The organism is Streptomyces palmae (assembly GCF_004684805.1).
In the GTDB taxonomy this organism is placed as follows: Bacteria; Actinomycetota; Actinomycetes; order Streptomycetales; family Streptomycetaceae; genus Streptomyces; species Streptomyces palmae.
Genome location: NZ_SRID01000083.1, coordinates 1 through 20,974, shown reverse-complemented (window position 1 = coordinate 20,974; position 20,974 = coordinate 1). Strand labels below are relative to the sequence as shown.

General features: G+C 70.1%; 23 protein-coding genes. 9 read left to right on the top strand and 14 right to left on the bottom strand.

What is annotated here, in order from left to right; translation table 11 throughout:
- Window positions 1-667 precede the first annotated feature (667 nt).
- Genes E4099_RS11870 through E4099_RS11860 form a run of 3 tightly spaced genes read left to right on the top strand, consistent with a single transcriptional unit; the run spans window position 668 to window position 4,289 of the window.
- Window positions 668-3,187, top strand: coding sequence for a DEAD/DEAH box helicase (locus E4099_RS11870; protein WP_135338968.1), 2,520 nt, complete (start codon window positions 668-670; stop codon window positions 3,185-3,187).
- The gene (locus tag E4099_RS11865; protein WP_135338967.1) at window positions 3,187-3,483 is read left to right on the top strand and encodes a hypothetical protein; all 297 of its coding nucleotides are present in this window, start codon (window positions 3,187-3,189) and stop codon (window positions 3,481-3,483) included. The genes E4099_RS11870 and E4099_RS11865 overlap by 1 nt, the downstream gene beginning before the upstream one ends.
- Complete coding sequence (locus tag E4099_RS11860) at window positions 3,480-4,289, top strand: hypothetical protein (RefSeq protein ID WP_135338966.1); 810 nt, start codon at window positions 3,480-3,482, stop codon at window positions 4,287-4,289. The genes E4099_RS11865 and E4099_RS11860 overlap by 4 nt, the downstream gene beginning before the upstream one ends.
- A gap of 92 nt (window positions 4,290-4,381) precedes the next feature.
- On the opposite strand, the gene E4099_RS11855 is transcribed toward E4099_RS11860, so the two are convergent.
- Window positions 4,382-4,660 carry a hypothetical protein gene (locus tag E4099_RS11855; protein ID WP_135338965.1) on the bottom strand — a complete coding sequence of 93 codons (279 nt, stop codon included), beginning with the start codon at window positions 4,658-4,660 and terminating at the stop codon, window positions 4,382-4,384.
- Between the two features lie 54 nt (window positions 4,661-4,714).
- Complete coding sequence (locus E4099_RS11850) at window positions 4,715-5,965, bottom strand: replication-relaxation family protein (protein ID WP_245244779.1); 1,251 nt, start codon at window positions 5,963-5,965, stop codon at window positions 4,715-4,717.
- Between the two features lie 522 nt (window positions 5,966-6,487).
- Here E4099_RS11850 and E4099_RS11845 point away from each other — a divergent pair.
- Window positions 6,488-6,916 carry a hypothetical protein gene (locus tag E4099_RS11845; RefSeq protein ID WP_135338964.1) on the top strand — a complete coding sequence of 143 codons (429 nt, stop codon included), beginning with the start codon at window positions 6,488-6,490 and terminating at the stop codon, window positions 6,914-6,916.
- Between the two features lie 1,003 nt (window positions 6,917-7,919).
- On the opposite strand, the gene E4099_RS34135 is transcribed toward E4099_RS11845, so the two are convergent.
- Window positions 7,920-8,357 (bottom strand): hypothetical protein, encoded by a 438-nt coding sequence (locus E4099_RS34135; RefSeq protein ID WP_245244778.1) that lies wholly within the window; start codon window positions 8,355-8,357, stop codon window positions 7,920-7,922.
- Between the two features lie 24 nt (window positions 8,358-8,381).
- Window positions 8,382-8,636, bottom strand: coding sequence for a hypothetical protein (locus E4099_RS11830; protein ID WP_135338963.1), 255 nt, complete (start codon window positions 8,634-8,636; stop codon window positions 8,382-8,384).
- A gap of 66 nt (window positions 8,637-8,702) precedes the next feature.
- On the opposite strand from E4099_RS11830, the gene E4099_RS11825 reads away from it, so the two are divergent.
- Both E4099_RS11825 and E4099_RS11820 read left to right on the top strand, forming a co-directional pair.
- The gene (locus E4099_RS11825; RefSeq protein ID WP_167828350.1) at window positions 8,703-9,851 is read left to right on the top strand and encodes a ParA family protein; all 1,149 of its coding nucleotides are present in this window, start codon (window positions 8,703-8,705) and stop codon (window positions 9,849-9,851) included.
- Complete coding sequence (locus tag E4099_RS11820; protein ID WP_135338962.1) at window positions 9,848-10,936, top strand: ParB/RepB/Spo0J family partition protein; 1,089 nt, start codon at window positions 9,848-9,850, stop codon at window positions 10,934-10,936. The genes E4099_RS11825 and E4099_RS11820 overlap by 4 nt, the downstream gene beginning before the upstream one ends.
- A gap of 282 nt (window positions 10,937-11,218) precedes the next feature.
- On the opposite strand, the gene E4099_RS11815 is transcribed toward E4099_RS11820, so the two are convergent.
- The 6 genes from E4099_RS11815 to E4099_RS11790 all read right to left on the bottom strand — a co-directional run bounded on the left by E4099_RS11815 (window position 11,219) and on the right by E4099_RS11790 (window position 15,236).
- Window positions 11,219-11,638 (bottom strand): RapZ C-terminal domain-containing protein, encoded by a 420-nt coding sequence (locus E4099_RS11815; RefSeq protein WP_135338961.1) that lies wholly within the window; start codon window positions 11,636-11,638, stop codon window positions 11,219-11,221.
- 113 nt (window positions 11,639-11,751) lie between these two features.
- Window positions 11,752-12,189 (bottom strand): ASCH domain-containing protein, encoded by a 438-nt coding sequence (locus E4099_RS11810; protein WP_135338960.1) that lies wholly within the window; start codon window positions 12,187-12,189, stop codon window positions 11,752-11,754.
- Window positions 12,186-12,815, bottom strand: a complete 630-nt coding sequence (locus E4099_RS11805; RefSeq protein ID WP_135338959.1) for a hypothetical protein — start codon at window positions 12,813-12,815, stop codon at window positions 12,186-12,188. The genes E4099_RS11810 and E4099_RS11805 overlap by 4 nt, the downstream gene beginning before the upstream one ends.
- A gap of 115 nt (window positions 12,816-12,930) precedes the next feature.
- Window positions 12,931-13,218 (bottom strand): hypothetical protein, encoded by a 288-nt coding sequence (locus E4099_RS11800; protein ID WP_135338958.1) that lies wholly within the window; start codon window positions 13,216-13,218, stop codon window positions 12,931-12,933.
- Window positions 13,219-13,370: 152 nt separating this feature from the next.
- Window positions 13,371-13,919: an ATP-binding protein gene (locus E4099_RS11795; protein ID WP_167828349.1), complete on the bottom strand. Its 549-nt coding sequence runs from the start codon at window positions 13,917-13,919 to the stop codon at window positions 13,371-13,373.
- 114 nt (window positions 13,920-14,033) lie between these two features.
- Window positions 14,034-15,236 (bottom strand): DUF4097 family beta strand repeat-containing protein, encoded by a 1,203-nt coding sequence (locus tag E4099_RS11790; protein ID WP_135338956.1) that lies wholly within the window; start codon window positions 15,234-15,236, stop codon window positions 14,034-14,036.
- Between the two features lie 198 nt (window positions 15,237-15,434).
- On the opposite strand from E4099_RS11790, the gene E4099_RS11785 reads away from it, so the two are divergent.
- Window positions 15,435-15,632, top strand: a complete 198-nt coding sequence (locus E4099_RS11785) for a hypothetical protein (protein WP_135338955.1) — start codon at window positions 15,435-15,437, stop codon at window positions 15,630-15,632.
- A gap of 4 nt (window positions 15,633-15,636) precedes the next feature.
- The gene (locus E4099_RS35170; protein ID WP_135338954.1) at window positions 15,637-16,116 is read left to right on the top strand and encodes an endonuclease domain-containing protein; all 480 of its coding nucleotides are present in this window, start codon (window positions 15,637-15,639) and stop codon (window positions 16,114-16,116) included.
- A 109-nt stretch (window positions 16,117-16,225) separates the two neighbouring features.
- Here the strand turns inward: E4099_RS35170 and E4099_RS11775 are convergent, their stop codons facing one another.
- From E4099_RS11775 to E4099_RS11765, 3 genes are all read right to left on the bottom strand, one after another.
- Window positions 16,226-17,290, bottom strand: coding sequence for a hypothetical protein (locus tag E4099_RS11775; protein WP_135338953.1), 1,065 nt, complete (start codon window positions 17,288-17,290; stop codon window positions 16,226-16,228).
- A 97-nt stretch (window positions 17,291-17,387) separates the two neighbouring features.
- Window positions 17,388-18,158: a hypothetical protein gene (locus E4099_RS11770; RefSeq protein WP_135338952.1), complete on the bottom strand. Its 771-nt coding sequence runs from the start codon at window positions 18,156-18,158 to the stop codon at window positions 17,388-17,390.
- Window positions 18,159-18,271: 113 nt separating this feature from the next.
- Complete coding sequence (locus tag E4099_RS11765; RefSeq protein ID WP_135338951.1) at window positions 18,272-18,820, bottom strand: DUF6197 family protein; 549 nt, start codon at window positions 18,818-18,820, stop codon at window positions 18,272-18,274.
- A 150-nt stretch (window positions 18,821-18,970) separates the two neighbouring features.
- Between E4099_RS11765 and E4099_RS32940 the strand changes: the two genes are divergently transcribed.
- A complete protein-coding gene (locus E4099_RS32940) occupies window positions 18,971-19,132 on the top strand; it encodes a hypothetical protein (RefSeq protein WP_167828347.1) in 162 nt (53 codons plus the stop codon).
- A gap of 78 nt (window positions 19,133-19,210) precedes the next feature.
- On the opposite strand, the gene E4099_RS11760 is transcribed toward E4099_RS32940, so the two are convergent.
- The coding region (locus E4099_RS11760; protein WP_135338950.1) for a chromosome segregation protein ParM at window positions 19,211-20,974 on the bottom strand (1,764 nt) is incomplete at its 5' end.

Sequence of the window (20,974 nt, the reverse complement as noted above, 5' to 3'; positions counted from 1 at the left end):
GACAGGGTCCTTGCGGGCTGCGCCCGCAACAGCGAGCCGGGTCGCTGCGCTCCCCGGCCGCTCCCGCTCCGCGTGAGCGGATGCGGCTCGCTGCGCTCACCGCCAGGTGGCACGCGCTCCGCGCTCACCACCAACCACAGGGCACCCGGCCCGCGTTGCGGGCCGGGGCCGGCCTCCGGCCGACCCGGTGGCCTCCGCTGCGCTCCAGCCACCCGCCACCCCCACCGGCTGACCCCACGTCACCCGCCGTACCACAGGGTGCGCCACCTCCGCGCAGCCCACCCACGGGCCTGCGGCCCGGCAGTAGCAAGGAAAAGGGAGGGTGACGGGTGGTCGGGAGAGTGACCACCCGAACCAGGAAGCGCGGAGCCGAATTGACCTGTTGTCAGGCTGCTTGCCGGAGTGCCCGTAAGGCAACGGTAACAGAATTCGGCCACGTTCGAGGGACTTTTCGCGTTCCGAGTGCTTCACTTTGAATTACGAGATAGACTCTGGACTCAGACAGCACCACTGAGGAGTCTGGATCGGTTTTCGATCACGCTCCCCCGCTACTGGACCGAGGCTGGGACCGGGTTCCGGTGAGGTTCACCGTGGCCGATCGCACGCCATCTACGTGCAGGTTTCCCGTTTCCGACCCCACCGAGAGCCCAGGAGAAGGCAGACGGATATGTCGACCACAAGCCGAACCGATCAGCGTGAGGCGGCGCAGCAGGAAGCCATTGACGCGGTTGTCCGTGCCCTCGAATTGCCTGCAAGATCGCTTGCGCCCGAGAGGGGGCTTCGGACTCAGGTGATCATGGCGACCGGGTCCGGCAAGACCCGGGTCGCGGCCCGCAGCGCGGAGAAGCTCCGCGCTGGCCGTGTGCTGGTGCTCGTCCCCTCACTGGACCTGCTCACCCAGACCGAGGCTGCGTGGCGCGTGGCTGGCCGTACGGGCCCGATGATCGGGGTCTCGTCCCTGCGGGGCGAGGACGTGACCTTCCCCAACACCACGGACGTGGACGAGCTGGTCGACTGGGTGCGGCCCTTCGACAAGGTCACCGTGTTCGCCACGTACGCCTCCCTCGGGCTCGGCACCCTGGAGCGCGCGCACAAGGCCGGCCTTCCGGGCTGGGACCTGATCGTGGTCGACGAGGCGCACCGGACCTCCGGCCGGATCGGAAAGCCTTGGGCGGTCGTCCACGACAACACCCGCATCCCGTCCCTGCGCCGCCTCTACATGACCGCCACGCCCCGCCTGTGGCAGCTGGACGAGGACGCCGAGGCAGCCCCGGGCGAGCTCGTGGCGAGCATGGAAGACGACCCCGAGGGCCCCTTCGGCAGCAGGGCGTTCACCCTGACCCTGTCGGAGGCGATCGACCGGGGAATCTGTGCCCCCTACCAGGTGGTGTGCGTGGACATCACCGACACCCAGCTCCAGGCCGCGCAGCTCCTGGGCGCCGAGGGCCGCTCGGACGAGGTCCGCGGGGCCCGGCTCGCCGCGCTCCAGACCGCCCTGCTCAAGGCGTCGGCCGAGGAGGGCTTCCGCAGGACGCTCGTCTTTCACCACGTGGTGAAGGAGGCCGAGGCGTTCGCGGCCGGCCTGCCCGACGTCGCCGCGCAGCTGCACGCCGCTGACCCTGAGCTGTACCCCAAGACGATCTGGGCGGACTGGCTGTGCGGCGACCACAAGCCGGGCCGCCGGCGGCGGGTCCTCGGGGAGTTCGCCGACGGTATCGCTGCGGACGGCACGGTCGTGGAGAAGGGCTTCCTGGGTTCGGTGAAGGTGCTCGGGGAGGGCGTGGACACCCGGGAGTGTGACTCCGTCTACTGGGCCGACGTCCGCGGCTCGATGCCCGACCTCGTCCAGGCCGTGGGCCGCGCGCTGCGGATGCACCCCGGCGAGGGCAAGGTCGCCTCCCTCGTGGTGCCGGTGCTGCTCGGGCCCGGCGAGACGGCGGACAACATGCTGACCTCCAGGGCCTTCGGCGGGCTGGCGAAGCTCCTGGAGGCACTCAGGGCGCACGACGCCCGGGTGGTCGAGCAGTTGGCGCAGCAGCAGGCTCCCAGCGCCTACAAGCCCGTCCAGAAGGCCGCGCAGGGCCAGGAGAGCCGGGGCGAGGGGAACGGATCCGGCGGGCCGTCGGCGCCCGCGCGGAAGTTGCTGAAGTTCTCCACGCCGCGCGACCCGGCACAGCTGGCGGCGTTCATCAGCCTGCGGGTGCTCAACCCGGAGCACGAGCACTGGCGGCGCGGGGTGGAGGCCGCCGTCATCTTCGCCCGCGAGCACGGCGACCTGAAGGTGCCGTTCACGTACCGCGTGCCGGAGGGCGAGGAGGCGGAGGGGGTCGGGTGGCCGGCCTCGCTCGCGAACTTCCCCCTGGGGCAGTGGATCGCCGACGCTCGCCGGTTCTACGCCCGCGGGGACATGGACGAGGACCGCATCGGGCAGCTGGAGAAGCTGGGCATGGTGTGGTCGCACTTCGACGTCGCGTGGGAGGAAGGTCTCGCGGCGGCGCGCGGGTGGGCCGAGGTGAACGGGCACCTCCTGGCCCCGCTGGACGCCACCTACCAGGGCTACAAGGTGGGCATCTGGCTGAAGAACGCGCGGGCCGCCGCACGGAAGGCGCAGGAGATCGAGCAGCGGCGTGCCGAGGGTCTGCCGGTGGAGTCGTCGGCCGGGGCGCTGTCGGCGGAGCGGCGCGAGCAGCTGGAGGACATCGACCCGTCGTGGTGCCCGGCCTGGCCGGTTGAGTGGCAGCGCGCCTTCCACCTCGTCCGCCTGCACCTGGAGGAGGCCGGCGGCACGCTGCCGACCGAGCCCGGCGAGGTGATGCATCAGGGCGTGGATCTCGGGCGGTGGGTGCGGACGCAGCGGCTCGGCTGGGACAAGCTCACGACCGTGCAGCAGTGGATGTGCGAGCAGGTCCTCGGCATCACACCCGCGACCGAGAATAAACAGCCGAAGCCGCGCCGTACGCAGGCCGACAAGTGGGCGCTGAACTACGAGGCCGCCAAGCAGTTCTTCGAGCGCGAGGGGCACCTTCGGGTGCCGAGGAAGCATGTCGAACGGATCGTCGTCGGCGAGGACCAGGAGGAGCGGGAGCTCCGGCTCGGGGCGTGGGTCGGGAACCAGCGCAGCCGGGCGGCGACGCTGTCCCCGGAGCGGGTGGAGATGCTGTCCGCGATCGGGATGCGGTGGTCGTGATGGGCGTCGTCGTCACCGCCGTCGTCGCGCTCGCGGCCGGCTATCTGGTCGGGCGACTGCGTCCGTGGCGGCGCCTGGGCGATTGGGCGGCCGATCAGGTCCGCTTCACCGGGGCGTGGGCCCGGGGCGGTGCCGGGCGACAGGCCGTCGTCGTCTTGGTCCACGCCGTCACCGCGCCGCGCACCAGCTGGCGCATCATGCGCGCGCCGGCCACCGACGCCCCGTTGCCGGTGTCCCTACGCGATCCGGACTGGATCACCAACCGCACCCGGACAGACAAGGGAGACACTCCGTGAGCACCGAGCAGTACGACCCGGTCGCGTACGGCCAGGAGCTGGCCGCCATCAGCCGCCACCAGACCGAAGCCACAAACGCACGGTTCACCGTCTTCCAGGCCCTGGCCGCCGTCGGGATCGGACACGAGCAGGCCGACGACATCGTGGCGAAGCTGGAGGCCGGAGCGGTGGCTGGCGCCCACACCTGGATCTCCGAGAGCAGCCCCCCGCACGGAGCCGAGCCGCGGTTCGAGGAGGGCTGGTTCGCCAGTGTCCGCGACGTCGCCAGCCACCTGCTGCGCATCGCCGACACCACCGCCACCGCCGGGCGGGGGCGCGCCGCGTCCAGCGCCATGCTCCTCGCCCACCTCCAGCAGCCCGCCTCCCCCGCCCCGCAGGAGGCTCCGGCGGAGGACCCGGGCCCGGCTCCGGAGCTGGACGCGAAGGACGTCCTGGCGGCCGCAGAACGCTTCCCGTGGGCCCTGGCCGTGCCGGGGACGCGGCACTGGCCGGACGGGGAGTTCCTGGATGTCGCGCTGAGCGCGGTGCGCTCCGAGGAACGCCAGGGGTACATCGAGCGCCTGGAGGCGTTCGTGGAGCAGCACCGCGAGCGTCTGGAGGAGGTGCTGCGGGCGTACGGGCCGGGCAGTCGACCCGCCTCTCGCGGCCGGTACGCGCTGATTGGGCAGCCGGAGACCCTGGTCATCCTGGAGCGTATGGAGGCCAACCCGTTCGGTCTACGCAGCGAGTGGGAGAAGGAGCTGGAGACCGTCTTCCTGGACGACCTCGAGTTCGCGTGGGGGCCACGTATCCGACTCAGCCGGTGAGCAGCCGGAACGGCAGCGGGGCCGGGCAGGGTGTTCCTGTCCGGCCCCGCTGTCGTCGGGTGAGCCGAAGTTGAGCGTGCCCGGAGGCGGCGTCAGGGGGTGTCGCCGGACCAGTCCCAGCGGTTCCGCTCGCCGGGCCGCGGGTCGTACAGGGCCCGGCCGCCGGCGCCGAATTGCCCGAGCTCGGTCATCAGCGCAACGCCAGTCTGGATCTCGTCCGCTGTCCAGCCGGTGATGTCGAGCAGCAGCCCGTCCAGCGGACCGCCGACCAGCGCGGCGTACGTCTGGTGCGGCAGCGGGCCGGGGTGGGGGTCATCGTGGTCACATCCGTACACCCGGCCGGGCAGCAGCTGCTCGTCGTCGGCGTTCATCCGGCCAGCCTCGCAGCCACCACCGACAACCACCCCGGCCTCCGAGGCCGCCGGCTACCGGCGGCGCCCGATACCGAACCGGCTGCGCGGCTTCACCGCCGGCGCTTCGGCCGCCGCGCGTTCGACTTCCTCCGCCTGGCGGCGCGCGACGCGCTCAGCCTCCGCGCGGTCGGCGGCCTCCTTCGCGCACGGCCCGCAGAGCCGGTCCCACTCGCCGGGCCACGAGCGTTGCCTGATCTGCTGCCAGCGGTCGTCGGTGAACTTGTTGCCGCACCGCATGCAGACCGGCCGCTGCGCCTCCCGGCGCGCGGCCTCACGCTTCGCCTGCCGCCGGCGGGCCTCCCGGAGCTCCGCCCGGTACAGCCGCTCGCCGTCGGGGTTGTCCAGGGCTACGGACAGCGTCTGCCACTCATCGCGCCCGAGCCTGCGCCACACCGGGCCCGCGGCCCCGGCCGGGTCTGCGGTGATCCGCTCCAGCTCGGTGACGACCACGGGCACCGCCTGGTGGTAGTCGACCGCCGTGAACCCTGCGCCCCGGTGCGGGGTGCCGGCGAAGTGGGCGCGGGCGGCCTGTTCCAGGCGCAGCATGCGGCTCTCGCGCTGCGCGGCGGTCTTCCCCGTGAACACGAATGCCACCGGCACGTAGCCCTCGCGGCCTGTCGCCGGGTAGATCCGGGACCACAGCCGGAAGTTGTGCACCGCCGCTCCCTGCCGACTGGCCGCCTTCTCCTTGTCCGCGTCGGCCTTCGGCGCCAGGAGCTCGAACCAGTCGTGGTAGCGGCGCAGCTTGTCCACCAGGTCGTCGACGGGCTCGGTGACGCGGTCGACCTCCAGGAGCATCGCGGGCACTCCGGCGTCCGGGGCGCGCATCGTCAGGTCGGCGTACTGGGTGTAGCCGTAGGGGAGCTTGTGGGCGATCTCGGTCTGCCAGGACAGCGGGGTGCCGTACCCGGCCCCGGTGAGCACGGCGGCGGTCGAGGTGACGGCGGCGGCGTGTTCGTCGTAGCCGTCGTCCTTCACCGGCTGGCTCTTGGCGTCGACCCGGATCTTGCGCAGCGCGGAGATCCGCACCGTCTTCGGCAGCAGCAGCTTGGCTTCCTTGTGGCCCTTCTCGGTGAGCACCCACAGCTGGTGTCCCGACTCCAGTCGCGTCTCCACCCGGACCAGGCCCGTCTCCTTCAACGCGTTCAGGGTGTCCCTGGTGATCCGGTCGTGCCGGTCGGCGGGGCGCAGCATCCGCCAGAGCTGATCGGCGGTAGCCCTCTGGAAGATCCCCAGCGCGCGCAGCACTTCCTTCCGTCGCACTCCGGTCGGCTTCCAGACCTGTGTCGACCTAGGAGGGTTGTCGAACGCGCCGCGGGACCTTGACTTCCGGGGCTGACCTGCGGATACGCGCCGGGTGGGCGAAGTGGCCGTGGAGGGGGCGATGGAGGGGCCCGTGGAGGGGGCCTGCGGAACCTGGCCGATGTCCTCGGAAGGCCGGCGGCCGGGGGCCGCGTGGTGCTCGTGGGCGGGGTTGGGCGTGGGCACGGTGTCCTCGGTTTCTCCGGCCTGCGGGCCGGGTCGGCGGTCGCCGCCCCGCACGCGGATGTGCGTGCGGGGCGGAGCCACCGTGTGAAGCCACCCCTTGTCCGCAGTCTGACGGCCACCGACAAAGGCGTCCGATTCCTCCTTGACCAACCCCTTGCAGTCCGGTTTTGTCCGTGACCGGAGTCACGTCCGCGCCGTGTCCCGGAGCGCGGTCTCTGTCCACAGGGCCGGGCGCGCACTGTAGGGCGATCGGCCGGGAGCAGCAGGCATCCGGTCAGCGAACAGCAAGGAGCCGTCATGGAGACGACGTCGCCCAAGGTGTCCCAGCTCGCCCCGGAGCAGATCCTGCGGGCCGCCGACTACGTGGAGCTGGTCTGGCAGGAGCAGGGCAGCAAGGAGGAGAAGGCCGCGCTGGCGGAGTTCCACGCCGACGGCCCGGAGCTGGCCCGGCTGATCGGTGAGTTCGGTGCGCTGCTGCTGGCCGACTACCTCACCGTCGTGCACGATGAGCACGCCGACTGCGAGTCCGCGTACGTCGCCGGGCAGCTGGTGACGGTGGCGAGCCGGTACCTCAAGCGGTGGTGCCTCGCGGGCGGTGGCGCGGACACCGCGTGGATCGCGGCCGGGTTCCTGATCGAGTGCATGCAGGAGGTCGACCAGGTCCACCAGTTCCTCGCCGACATCCGCGGCGACGCCTACGCCGGGCAGCCGGCGGCCGCGGCCTGAGCCGAGCGGGAGATCGGCGTCCAGTGGACGACGCGCTCCACCGCACCGGATGCCCGGTGCGGTGGAGCGCACCGAGTGGACGCCACCCGCATCCGGTGGCATCCACTCTCCATTCGGTGCGGACGATGTCGTGCGCTTCCACTCGGTGGACCGCACCACGATGCGGCGATACATGGCATCCTCCGCACCACACACCGCCCTACGGACGGTGACGGTGCGTGGTGCGCCGGGAGGGAGAGATCTCCCCTCTGCCACTGTGCATCGAAGGCCCGGTGCAGGTCATTTCCGGACTGGTAGCAGACGTGGTCAAGGGGAAACGTCGAAGAACTCACGGAAACTCATGCCTGGACAAGGGTTGCTTTCCACTCGGTGGACTGGGTGGAATCCGGCGGCACACCTGGTCAAGGGATCCGCATCGAGTGCGCAGCATCCGATGCACCGTCACCCTCTGTACGCACATCAGGTGGAGCGGGCGGAAAGCGGCGGCCACTCCGACGCGCGTTGGTGGAGCGTGCGGTGCGGTGGGTGGTGCGGTGGTGCGGTGGGTGGGAGTGCACGGCATCGTCGGCGGGCGCACCGGATGCCGGGATGTTCCACACTCCCCCACCGGGTGGAGCGCCCGATCCGCGCCACCGTGGTCTCCACCGTGCACGGCGCGCGGTGGAGACCACCGTGTCCACTCATCCCCGGCGACAGCCCCGCGCGGTGCACCACGGGCTCGGCTGGCTGCCGGGGTACTGCCGTGAGCGGGAGCGGCGCCGGGCGGGTGGCGGCATCAGACAGCGCCATACGCAGCCGGGCCGCGTCGGCGAGCTGCTCCAGGCGCTCGCGCGGCTCCGGCGAAAGTTGCGGCGGGGTCGGGGCAACCATAGGGGCCTCCGAGGGGCGGTCCCTGGCACCCTCTCCCGCTCCCGGGTGACTTCGGGGGTGGGCTGCCGGTCGCGTCCCGGCGCCTGGCACGGTGACTTCGTCCTCCGCCCCGTCGTGCGGGCCGCACGGCGCTTCACGGCCGGAGGCCCTGACCTTGGCCGGGGTCAGGCTGCTGGCGCTGCTGCTCGTGCTCCTGGCGGTGCTGGTCGACCGGACTGTCCGGATCGGCGGCCGGGGCCTTTCGGTCCTCCACGGCGCGGCGGTCGGTGAAGGCTGCGAGCCGGTCCAGGTTCTTGGGTGTGCGCAGCCACGTCGCGGGGTCGGTCATGCGGCCCTCCAGGTACTCCTCGGGCATCGCGGCCTGCTGGTGTGCCTGGACGGCGGCGGCCCGCTGCGCCGGGGTCAGGGCGGCGTCCCGGCCCGGGTGGTCGACGGCGTGGGGAGCGGACGCCGTCTCGCCCTCGAGGTCGCGGTGATCGGCGGGTGCGGAGACGGCCGAGGTCGTCGCCTCGTTGGCGGTGGCGGTGGCGGTGTCGGCTCGGATGCGGGCGTCGCGGATCGCGTTCTGCACGGCAAGGCTGGCGACCCTGGCTCGCTAGTAGCGGCTGGACTCCCGCGGCGGCGTGCCTTCGGCGAGAGCGATCCACCATCGGTGCGGCGGGACGTACTTCTCGGCCAGTTCGAGATCCTGCTCACGATGCCAGACGGGGAGTTTGATCGTGTGCGCGTGTGCGTGCTCGGCGACCGGGAAGTCCCCGGCCTGGGGTACCGACGGTGGGAGTGCGGGTGGCTGGGGAAGTGCTTGGGTCTTAACCGGGTTAAGGGTCCAGGAGCTGCAGTGCTGTCTCACCAGGATGGGTGACCGGCCGGGCCTCTGCGTTCAGCTTCGCCGCACCTCCTAGTAATGTTCGGTCACATGAGCATCCCCAACCCCCGAGGGGAGCGAGAGAAGCTAATCACCGCTCTCACTCCCCAGTTGCGTAGGCACCTGAAAATCCGCGCTTTTGAGCACGGAATGGATATTCAGGACGCGACCGAGCACGCGATCAACGCCTGGTACTTGGCAGACGGCTTGCCGGAGGTGAAGACCGACGGGGCGAAGACGTGGGGCACGTTTCTCCCCGTGGGCGAGCCGGACAAGTTCAAGGCGGCCTGCTCTGAGCGCGGGGTCACCTACGTGCAGGGGCTGGCCCAGGCGCTGACGCTGTGGTTGGACAACCACCCCTCCCCCACAACGCCGCTCGTGGCGCAGCCGGTCGTCCGGGTCATAGTGGCCAACCAAAAAGGCGGCGTCGGCAAGACGTTCATCTCTTCCGGCATCGCCCAGGCGCTCGCTGAGACGGGGCACCGCGTCCTGCTCGTCGACTACGACCCGCAGGGGCACCTCACCGCGGAGCTCGGCTTCGAGGACCTCATGTACGAGGACGACGTCGAGACGCTCATGATGCACATGGACGGCACCGCGAAGGGTGACATCCACGAATTGCTGGTGGCGTTGGATCAGAGGCGCTTCGGTGAGCGTCTCCACCTTCTGCCCGCCTCCGACGACGCCTTCCTCCGCGATGTCGCTCTGTCCAAGGTGAGCTTCAGCGAGGCTGCACTGGAGCGCGCCCTCGAGCCCTTGGAGGAGGACTACGACGTCATCATCATCGATGGCCCCCCGAGCCTCGGACTGAACATGGACACCGCGCTCTACTACGTGCGCCGGCGCGACGGCGAGCTCGCCGACCGTTCGGGCGTCATCACCCCGGTCTGGGCCAATAAGGCGTCTCACCGAGCCTTCCGGCTGCTGAAGTCCCAGATGGACGACCTCTGCAGGAAGGGCCGGATCCAGGTCGACTACCTCGGGATCATCGTCAACGCCTATGACAGCCGGCGCGGCAAGCTCGTCCAGGCGAACAAGGAGCAGTGGGAGAAGAGCAGCTCACCCTCAGTCCTCGCGGTGATCGGCGATCTGAAGGAAGGCCGCGAGGCTGCGGACGGTGAGATCCCGTTGCTGGAGTACGCACCCGACAGTGACCACGCGCAGGTGATGCGCGACCTGGCGAAGGAGCTTGCCGTATGACGCCCCCGGCCCAGCGAGTCACCCGCGGCTTCAGCATCGACGAAGACGGCGGCAGCGAGAAGCCCGCACCGCGCCGTATCCGCACCCGTCAGCAGATCATGAACGGCGAAGGCAAGCGGCCCCCGGCGGCGGTGGAGCTCGGCCTGCTGGCACACAACCCCTTCAACCCTCGTGACGAGCTCACGGACATCGAGGAGACCGCAGACTCGCTGCGGGCCAAGGGACAGATCCAGCCCATCACGGTGACCAGACGCGCAGCCTTCCTACAGGCATACCCCGGCCAGGAGAAAGCGATCGGGGACGCTGAGTACGTCGTCATCGACGGAAACCGGCGTCTGGCTGCAGCTCACGAGGCCGGCCTGGAGCAGCTGCGGATCGATGTCAACGACGACCTAGCGGCCAGCGCTGCGGACATCCTCGAGTCAGCGCTCATCGCCAACATCCATCGAGTGGATGTGCCGCCACTCAATCAGGCACGCGCCATCCAGGAACTGCTGACGAAGCACGGCTCGCAAGAGAAGGTCGCGAAGCGACTCGGAAAGTCCGGTGCCTGGGTATCCCAACGGCTGGCCCTTCTCGAACTCCCCGACGACCTACAGCAGAAGGTGGAGTCCGGAGAGCTGACAGTCAAGGACGGCCGCCGTATCGGACGGCTCCCCGAAGAGCAGCAGCATGCTGAGGCCGACAAGGCTCTTAACCGGGTTAAAACCCCTCGCAAGAAGCGTGGCAAGGCCGCGGCCAAGCAGGGCCCCGCTGCAGGGTCCGAAGCTGCGGTCCCGCACCAGGCCGCAGGCGAGGAGGCCGGGTCGACCCTTAACCCGGTTAAGACCCAGGGGCTCGAAGCAGGGGCCGAGACCACGCAGACCCTTAACCCGGTTAAGACAGCGGGCGGCGAGCCGGAGCAGGAAGCGGACCCGCTGGCGGTCCTGGAGCGCATCGTCGCCGAAGCGGGCCAATTCGCCGACTGCCTTACATCCGTGGTCTCGATACTCGACAACGCAACGGCCGCCAACCCCACGCGGACCGACGAGCTTGTAGCCCAGCTGCGAGGCCATGTGGAGCGCGCCGTCGAGAACCTGCCCTAGAGGTTCTCAGCGCGAGAGTCTTAACCCGGTTAAGGCTGTCTAGTGCTTCTGCTGAGGCAACAGGCTGCTCTGACCGCGCTCGGCTTCGAGCACCCCGAAACACACAAAGGCCCGTACTCCGGCGAAGCTTCTTCGCCGGAGTACGGGCCTTTGCGTCAGGCCGCCCAGGTCGCGGGCGCGCCTTACTCGGAGTTGGGGATGCCGGCGGTGGTCACAGGGCGGCCGGGTGCACCGTGCCGTTGTAGCCCTCGCTGGTCGCGAGGTCGTACGGGCCGGTGGTGGTCATGCGCTCGCTCCGTTGTCGGTGTTAGCCGCCTTGAGGACGCGCGGTAGATGGACGTGGAGGTGTTCGACGTCGACCTGGCGGCCGCGGGCTCGGATTTCTCGGGCAAGGAGTTCGGTAAGACTGCTGGCCCTGTGCCTGCCGCCCGCACAGCCGATGGCGATGCGGCGGGGGCCGGCGGGCAGGCTCGCGTACTCGGCGAGGTTGGCCAGCAGCTCGCGGGCGCCGGGCGTCGCCAGGACGACGTCCTGGACGCGGGGGTTGAGGCCGTCGAGGTCGAGGATGTCGCGGGCGGCGGCCGGGTCGCGGAGCCGGTCGCGGACGTCCTCAATCCGGTCGGCGGCGGGCGGGACCGGCTGGCCATCCGGGCCGGTGGGCAGGTGCAGGTAGCCGAATGAGATCAGGCGGATCGAGTGCACGTGGTGTCCTTCGGGGTGAGGGGTGGCGGGACAGGTGTCGTGCCAGTCCTGCGAGCGGTCGCGGACCGGGACCAGGCCGCCTCGAGGAGTGGTCTCTTGCGGGGGTCCGTGGGTCACAGCTGCAGATCGGGCAGTTGCTGAAGGACGCGGTCCACGAGGTCCTGCGTCGGCCTCCAGGCCGGGAGTGCGCCCCTGGCGGGCACAGGCAGCGGTAGTTCGTGGACGTCATCCAGGACCAGGTGGTGGGTGTCGCGCTGCGCCCAGGGGCTGGTGCACCGCTCGGGGCCCAGGTCCGGGTGGCAGTCGGTGAGACGGGCGATGCCGATGACCGCGCCTTGGTGGAGGTGGCGGCCGCGGATCGCGGTGGCCACCAGCGAGTCGTGCAGGGCCGGGCGGTCCATCCGCTTACCGGCGTGGATGAGGATCCAGCCGCGCCACGGCCAGTTCATGGGCCGGTTCTCCGTGCGTTTCCCGGCGAGGATGCAGGTGGCCCAAGGCTGGCGGATCGTGATGCCGCGGATCCAGTCTCCGCGGTCGAGATCGGTCGTCATGCGGCACGCTCCGGCCGCAGCGCGCAGCGCTTCAGGAGGGTGCGGGTCACCGGCTGGCGCCTGGGGCGGGTGGTGAGCCAGGTGGTGACGGCCGCGGCCGCGATGCCGATGGAGCGGTGCAGGGCCGCGTCCAGCTCCATCCACGCGCTGCCCGGACCGGTGAGCTCCGAGATGGCCTTGCCGTCATCGTCGACGCGGGCGGCTTTGCAGTGCTCGATGTAGCCGGTCTTACCGGTCTTCTTCGCCAGCCACAGCAAGACGGCGCCGCGGTCGATCGCGGCGTGCGTGCCAGCGTTGATCGTCGCGCCGACGAGCAGCGCGCTGGGCGTGACGCGGTATCCGAACGCGCGGGTGATCGCGACGGTCGCCCCCAGTTGGACGGCGGTATAGGAGGCGACATGGCAGGCCACTGCGCGGCGTCCGAGGGTGCTGGTGGTCATGGTCGGGCGGGTGGAGTCCGGTGTGGCGGGGGAGCCGTCGGCGTGGACCAGGTCCTCGCCGTACAGGCGCTTGCGCATCGCCGTCTTCGATCCCTGCACCCAGTGGTCGCACAGCGGGTGCAGCTCGCCGAAAGTGGCCAGCAGGGTGCCGAAGAGGGCCAGACGCTCGGTGGTGAGGCGGGGCATGCTGGGGTTCTCCTGATCTCGATACGGGTGAGGGAGTGGGGTGGCCGGCCTCTTGGCAATGCGCGGCTACCCGGCGGTCCCGACCACGGCCATGCCGGGCGGGGAGCGGGGTCGTTCAGAACGGCGGTTCGCCCGGCCAGTCCGAGAAGGGCAGGAGCCGGATGCGCAGCTCGCGGCGGGAAGTCCAGCAGCCGCAGGCCTCCATCTCCGGGTTTGCGCCGTCGACCCACCAGGCGCCCGCGCCTCGGCAGTCTGGGCAGGATCGGCGGGGCTGGGGCTTGAGCTCGATGCGGTGCCGGTCGGCATACAGCTCCCAGTGGCCGGCCTTCAGGACGGCGGCGGCCGTCGCTGCGGCAACCGGGACGGCGGCACACAGCAGGATGTAGTGGAACTTCCGCTGCATCACGGATACCTCCTTGGGCTCCGGGTCCGGCCGGGCGGTCCGACCGGGGAAGTGCTGTTCGGTGCGGTTACTGCAGGACCATTTGGGCGATCGGGGGCCAGGTCGGCGCGCCCGGCAGGCCAGGACGCCGTGGCTCAACCGTGTGGAAGAAGTCAGCGACGGCCGTCGTCATCGGGTACGCCCAGCAGCTGATGGGCGAGCTCGGAGGCGAGGTACACGGCGGTGAAGCCCTCGGTGTGCAGCTGGTCGGCGGTGGGCATCTGGGCGTGGAGGTCGTGCAGCACGTGGCTGGGCACGATGCGTTCCCGGGTGGCGTTCTGCGCCTGGGCCGTGGCGAGCGGCACGTCGAACAGGACCGCGGCGGTGGGGCGCTGCCAGTAGCGGGCGCGGGCCAGCAGTCCGGCCCTGACATGTGCGAAGACGTTCGTGCTGTCCACCAGGGTTGTGCGGCCGCGGGCGAGGCGGGCGTCCAAGATCAGGTTCTGGATCTGGGCGGCGACCGGGGTGGCCGACTGGTCCGCCATGTCGTCGGTCGCTGCCAAGCGGTACTCGTCCAGGCACACCCGCCAGCTAGCCGGGTATTTGCCGGCGAAGGTCGACTTGCCGCAGCCGGGGATCCCGACCAGCACGGCGAGCGTGCCGTCGGCGAGAGGGAGGCGGCTGTCCGGGGTAAGGGTGTCCGAGGTGTTCAGCGTGGTCACGAGTGGCCTTCTCCTTCTGAAGGGCTCGGGAAAGGCGCGGGGGTTGGCCGGTCGGCCACCACCGGCCCCGAGCGCCCGCCAGGCGGGGTTCGGGGGCGGCAGAAGCGGACCGGGTCAGATCTTGTGGACGCTGCCGTTGTGCGTGCTGGTGCGGACGTCCAGGTCCTGCCGTCCGCGTACGCCGCGCAGAGTGATGGAGCCGTTGTGGGTGCGGGCCTCGATCCGGCCGGTGGCCTGGGGGGTGGCGGAGAGGTTCAGGGTGCCGTTGTGGGTGGTTACGTGGGCGTCGCTGCCGCTGTAAGTGCCGATCGTGGTGTGCGCATTGTGGGAGTCGATGTCGACTGACTCCTGGATGGCGTCGAAGGTGTAGTTGCCGTTGTGGCCGTCGATCTTGGCGCGGCCGACGACACCGGCGCGGACGTGCCCGTTGTGGGTGTCCATACGCAGGGCGGCGATCGGGCCGGTGACGGTCAGGTGGGCGTTGTGGGAGTCGACCGTGACGCCGGACCCGGCCGGGAGGGTGATGAGGACCTCAATCGGGCTGGAGGCGGTGCCGCCGGAGATGCCTCCGATGGTCATGTTGCCGTTCCTGTCGATGGTCACGCCGGTGACGGACCCGAAGATGACGCCGCCGCTCTGGTAGACCCGCGTGCCGCCGCCCGTGTTGATGATCTGAGCGACACCGCCCACACCTTCGATCTCCGGGACGCGGACGATGAGCCGGTCGCCGTCGAGGGAGACGGTGGAACGGGCCACGGCGTCGGCGGAGGGGCCGGTCTTGTCGTCGGTGCGCACCGTGGCGCTGGGGACGGTGGCGGTCGGGTCGACGGTCACCTTGATGGTGCCGGACGGGCTGGTGACGTGGGCGAGGTACGGGCGGCTGGAGGACGGCGGCTTCTGCCGGGTCCGCTCGCCGGCGGGCTGCGCGGTGGCCAGGTTGGAGTCGTTCTTGAGCAGGGTGACGACCTCTGCGGCCGCTGCGGCGGGAAGTCCGTGCTCGTGTACCAGCTCGGCGGCGGGGTCCTGGCCGGTGGTGATGGCGCGCTGGTAGGTGATGCGGAAGCCCGGGAGGCGCTTGTTGAGCGCCGCCTGGACGATCTCGGTCGCCCACGACTCGTTCTGCGCGACGGACTGCATGATGGCCCCCTGGAACTCCGGCTCTGCCTGGTCCTCGGGCATGGCGGAGGCGATGGTGATGAAGAGGCTGGTCGCCATCGTGGCCGTGGGCTCGCTGACGCCGTACTCGGTCATGAAGTCGCGAATCAGCTCGTCATGGTCGTCGTTGGTGAGGCTGGCGAGCATGTCCTTGTTGAACACGGGTTTCTCCCAGGTCGTTGGGGTGTGGTCGTTGTGTAGAGCGGTAGGGCCGGCTTCGAAGGCCCTGGCACGCGCGGGCCGCTCCAACTTCGATGCGAACTTTGTTTGCGAACTAATTTCACAGTAGGGAGCGCGTCGACAAGTGTCAACTTTGTTCGCAATGTTTATTCGCCAACTTTGTTGTGGCAGGCTGGCCTCATGACGACCAAGGACGAACTCAGCCAGGCAGTCGAGAACGCGCGGAGGGACTACGACGAGGCCCGCTCCAAGCTGTTCAAGGCCATCAAGTTGGCCCTGGACGGAGGGGTTGGCCCGTCTGAACTCTCGCGCCGCAGCAAGTTCACCCGCGAGTACATCGCCAAGATCCGCGACGGCCAGGGCCCTAGGGGGGTCTGAGGTGATGCCTCAACATGAACGCCTTGGCGGCCGGCCGTGCAGCCATGCTCGCTACCGGCTGAGCTGCGCTGACTTCGATGAGCTGATGCACCAAGCTGAACATCGATGCCAGCTCTGCCAGCGCACCGCCGCCGAAACGAGGCACGGCCATCTGGTCGTTGACCACGATTTCCGAGTAGGCAACTGGGCGGTACGCGGGGTCCTATGCTCGACGTGCAACGGAAAGATCGAGAGAGCCGACCTCGAGGATCCGGCTTGTGCCGCATACCTGGGCGATCCCTGGTACCGGCGGATGCTCGCCACGCGAGGGCTCGACCAGGAGCTCGCTGAGCCACCGCTCGGTGCCACGGTGTGCGCAGGCCGCCGCATGTGGCACCGCACTGAGCGCGGCTGGAGTGCCCTGGACCGATATCGCGGCAGCAGCATGACGTGGACTCAGATCTACCACCGCTACGGTCCTCACAACATCACCATCACCGCTTAAGAACTGGGCTCAGGAGCCTCCCTGAGAACCTGAGCCGCACGTAGTAGTCCCATGCGCCGCACGGTTCAACCCGGTGCGGCGCGCCGCTGTTCTCAGTTCTTTTCGCTGTTCAGGCCGCGCTGGCGGGGGACTTATCGCCGGTCTGCTCGGTGGGGGCCTCCCTCTTGACCAGCTGTGCGTCAAGCTCGGCCCGCCACTCCTCCGGATCGAGGCCGGATGCCTTGGCAGCGTCCCAGGCGTCCATGCCGATCTCGCCAGCCTCGAGTTCGTCGGCGGTCTCGGCGACCACGGTGGCGGCGAGCTTGGGGTCGGCAGCAGTGAGGGCTGACAGGAAGCGGTAGGCGCTCCAAGCCGTGACGCCAGATACGGCGTGAGCAGTGAGCATCTCGGGCCTCATGTCGCGGGCGGTCAGGTTGTGCGTGCTGCGGAGGACCTGCTTGAGCAAGTCTTCGACTGTCGATGTGATGTCGTCGCTGGCCTCGAGGGAAAGCCCCGATTCCGATTCGGTGGTGATGTCGTCCACCGTGGTGGTGGCTGCGCTGCCGGCGAGGGTGTGCTGCCAAGTGGCGTGGACGTGGTCGAGGGTGGCGAGGGAGTCGTCGGCGCCCAGGCGGGCGCGGGCGGCGTTGATGGGAGCCTGGGCGCCGAGGAAGTCCTTGCCGACGACAAGTACGCCCTGCTGGTCGGCTGTGACACGGAAGCGCAGCGTGGTGTCGGCTGCGGCAAAGCGGGCCAGGAGACGAGTGTCGAGCACCGGGAATGCGTTCTCGGCGCCGTTGGTCTGTTCAAGGACGCCGCGCAGGACGCCGCGCCAGTCGAAATAGCCCTGGCTGTTGACGCCGATGGCCAGCTCGCTGTTGGGCGCGGTGAACCAGAGTCGCCCGTCCTTGGTGGCGATGATGATCGTGTCGCTGCCGGGCTGAGCATCGCTCCATTCACGCAGCGCGGTCAGGCAGCTGGCGGGGAGGGTGCGGGCGAAGGGCTCGCCGTCCAGGCCGTGGTGGCGGTAGCGGGCGGCGGCGACGGTGTATCGGTCGGACGCGACCGCGTACAGGTAGGTGCTGTCGGCCTCCAGGCGGATGCCGTGCAGCACTTCGGTGTCTTCGTCGCCGATGTGGTTGATCGTGCGGTCGATGAGGCGGCGGAGTTGGTGGGCGTTGATCGTGACGGACATGCTGGGCTCCCCTTTCCGTAGTGGGCCGGCTGGTCCGGCTCCCTGCCCGCCCCCGGGCCCCACCAGGAGGTGGGGTGCGGGAGCGGACAGGCAGGCGTCAGCGGCGGAAGGGGTGGATGTTGGTCGGCTCGTCGTGGCTGGGCGTGGACTGCGGTGGGACGTGGATCTGGGGCCGGATGTCGATCCGGGGCTGGATGGCCGGGGGCGTGTTGTAGATGACTGGGCGCAGGCTCAGGCCGCGCAGGGCGATGGTGGAGGTCGCGGTCCAGGCGAGGGCGGCGATCCCGGTGGTGATGGTGCGGCTGTCGGTGGGAGTGGCGGACCAGACCATGCCGATGGTGGCTGCGCCCCACAGGGTCCAGGTGAGGCGGGCGCCGGTGCTGTGGAAGAAGCCGCCGATCAGGCCGAATAGGCCGGTGATCTGCCAGAGGCTGTAGACCGCGGATCCGGTGACGGCGAGGTGGGAGCCGGTGTGCTGGGCAATGTAGGTGCGCGCTGGGTTGTCGATGACGGCCCAGAGGCTGTTGGACGTCTCGGGTGCCGGCTTGGCTTGTGGGTTGGCGGTGGCGATCTGGTGGGCGAGGGCGGAGACGATGTCGCCGGCCGTGTCCAGCAGGATGATGATCACGCACGCGGCGGCCAGGCCGAGGAGTGCTTTGATCCAGGTGGCCATCCCGTGCCAGCCGGCGGTCCGCGCCTGCCTCACTTGCTCCCAGCGGTGGTGCAGCACGCCGCCTTCGCCCCAGGCGCCGTCCCACCACGTGCGCAGCGTCGACCAGCGTGATGGGCGGTGGGCGGTGTCCGGCGTGGGGGGCTCTTGCTGCTGGTCGGGGTCCTGATGGGTGTGGGGCTGGTTGTTGGACTGCATGGTGGGGGCGACTCCTTGGTCGGTGACGTGTCGTGAGTGGGTGTGTGGAGGCCGGGCGGCCTGTCCCGCGCCTGACCGCGGGGTTCGGGCGCGAGGCAGGTGGCTCGGAGGGGTTACAGGCCGCGGGCGTCGGCGTGGTGGGCTGCCTGGTCGACCATGCGGATCGGGACGCGGCCTGTGCCGTGGGCGTCGTTGAAGGTCGGCACGGAGTCGATGTCGTGGCCGAATTTGCGGCGGATCGCGTCCAAGAGCACGGCGGCGGCGCTGGCTTCCAGGCCGCTGTCGCCGCGGGCTTCGGCTCGGATGGCTCCGAGCATGCAGCGGGCGCCGTCCTCGTCGACCAGGACGTCCTTGCACCAGCCGCCGGTGAGCAGCCGGTGGTGGGCGCGCTGCAGAAGGGCGGCGACCGGGGTCGGGTAGGGCTCCGGGGGCGGCTGGAGTGTCGGGGTCAGTGGGAGGGTGACGACGTCGGCCAGGTCGAAGGGCTCGGTGGGGATGTGGGCGGTGTTGACCTCGTAGGCGACCTTGGCTTCGTCCAGCCGTACGGTCATCGCCGCGTCGATGAGGGTGAGGCGTTCCTCGAGGGTCAGTTCCGTCGGCGGCGCGGCTTGGGTGGTCGTGGCGGGGTGGTCTATGTGGGGGGAGAGCGAGGCATGGGGCATCGGGGCTCCAGGCAGGGGACGGTGAAGGGCGCCGCCGGGATCGTTGTCCGGCGGCGCCCTTCGGCGTCGTGCAGGGGGGTGGGCGTTGGGGTGTGACCGCGCCCGTGTCCCGGGCATCCTCGGACCAACAGGCGCGGGGAAGGGGATGGGGTGGAGTTCGTCTTCGATTGCGGTTGGTGCGGTGGGGACAACTACTTCGTGGGCAAGCAGGTCGGCTGGTGGGTCGACAAGTGGGAGGTCCCCGCGGAGTGGGACTGCCGGTTCTGCGATGGGCTCAACTACACGCCCGATCCGCCCTGGACAGAGGCATAGTCAGACGCTGGGGATCAGGCCGGCGAACGAGGCCAGCCGCACTCGGGCGAGCCGGGCTCGGCGGGTGGGTGGGTGTGGTCAGGCGTCGGTGAGGCTTTTGATGGCCTCCAGCGCCTGGTGGGGAGAGGTGACCTGCTCGGAGTGTCGGCCGCCGCCCTTGCCGCCGCTTCTGCCGGCTCGCTGGCGGGACCGGCCCTCGTCTTCGTCGTGCTCGTCGGGCTCGGGCCAGAACTCGCCGGGCCGCACGGGCTCGTTCCAGTCGAACCACAGGCCGCGCTTGTTCAGCTCGCTGATCTCGTAGTCGGTGAGCCGGTTGACTTCCTCGGGGAACAGCTCGGAGAGGTCGGTGTCGAAGTCGGCGTACAGCGACCGCATGAGCACGGCGCGGCCGTTGTCGAGGACGATGACCGCGACGCCGCCCGTGCTGACGCCGTTCTCCGGGTCGGCCTCGCCGCGCATGGCCCGCTCGATCGCGGAGCCCTCGCTGCGGGAGTAGCGGGCCGGGATGGTCGGCACGTCGAATGCGTTCTCCATGGTGCCCTCGGCCGCCTTGCGGGTGGCGCCGGGCGAGCCCATGTTGAAGATGACCGGGCGGCTGTTCTGCCGGAGGTTGTCCTTCATCTCCGTGGAGAATCCGTTGTGCGCGAACGGCGACTGACCGGCCGGGTTGAAGCCGATGCCGTACTTCAGCCCGGTGACGGTGAGGTCCTCGCCGTCCTTCTGGATGAACTCGCCGAAGTTCGAGTCCTGCGCGGCGGTCATAAACTCATCCGCGTAGACGTTCAGCTGCCGGTACGGGCAGCGTGTGTCGCCCGGCTTGTAGTCGTGCGGCTGGCCGTCGTGCGGCCAGGGCATTTCCGCTCTGATCTCGCACAGCGCCTTCGCCGCCCGCAGGGAGCGGGCCATCCACAGGGCGTTCGAGCCCTGCCGGTCGATGTACCGGCCGAGCACGGTGGTCTTCTCGTCCTTGCGGACGGTGGACAGCCACACCACCTGGCCGTCCAGGGACTGGGCGGCCATGTTGATTGCGAAGAACTGCGTCTTGCCCGACCGGCTGACCCCGAGGGTGAGGCCGTGGGCCGGGGCGTTCTTGTCGTGCTGGTACACCATGGTCTTCACGGGCTGGCCGGTGATGGTGAATCCGCACACGTACATGCCCTTGGCGTCCGGGGTGAGCAGTTCGCGGGTGGCGGGGAAGATCGCGCTGAGCGGCGGGGTGTCGAACGCGCTGATCAGGAACTCCGAGCCGTCGATGAGGACGAACACGCAGGAGTCGTCCTCGGGCAGGCCCAGGGCGCGGCAGACCTTGGGCAGGTCGATGCGCGGGGACTCGGTGGAGTCGGTCATCTTCGCCCGGTAGAAGGTCACCCCGCGCTCGTTGTCCCGCGTCTGGTGGACCAGTTCGGAGCCGGGGGCGCCGCCCTTGGGCCCGGCGACCCGGTCCACCCAGCGTTCGGCGTCGGTCGGCTTGGTGCGGCGACGGGCGTTGGCCTGCGGGGTGATGCTGGCTTCCATCCACCCGGGCCCGCCCTGCCGGCCGGGTTGGATTGCGACGGCCTCGAGCGTGACGTCGCTCGCGTCCACTCCGAACGCGGCCCCGACGATCTCGGGGGACAGGCCGGTGATCGGCCGCCCGGTCTCCGTGGCGCGTACCAGCAGGGTCAGGTCGTACCGCATGCCGGGGTGTCGGGTCGCCTTGACGATGTGGGTGCGGGCGGGCATCCCAGCGCGTTCCCACAGCATCCGCGCCTGGCGGGTGAGCTGGTCGGCTCCGTCGTCCGGCTGTGCCGAGGACGGCGTCGGCTCGGGTGCGGGCTGGAGCTGCGGGGCGGGGGCCGCGAG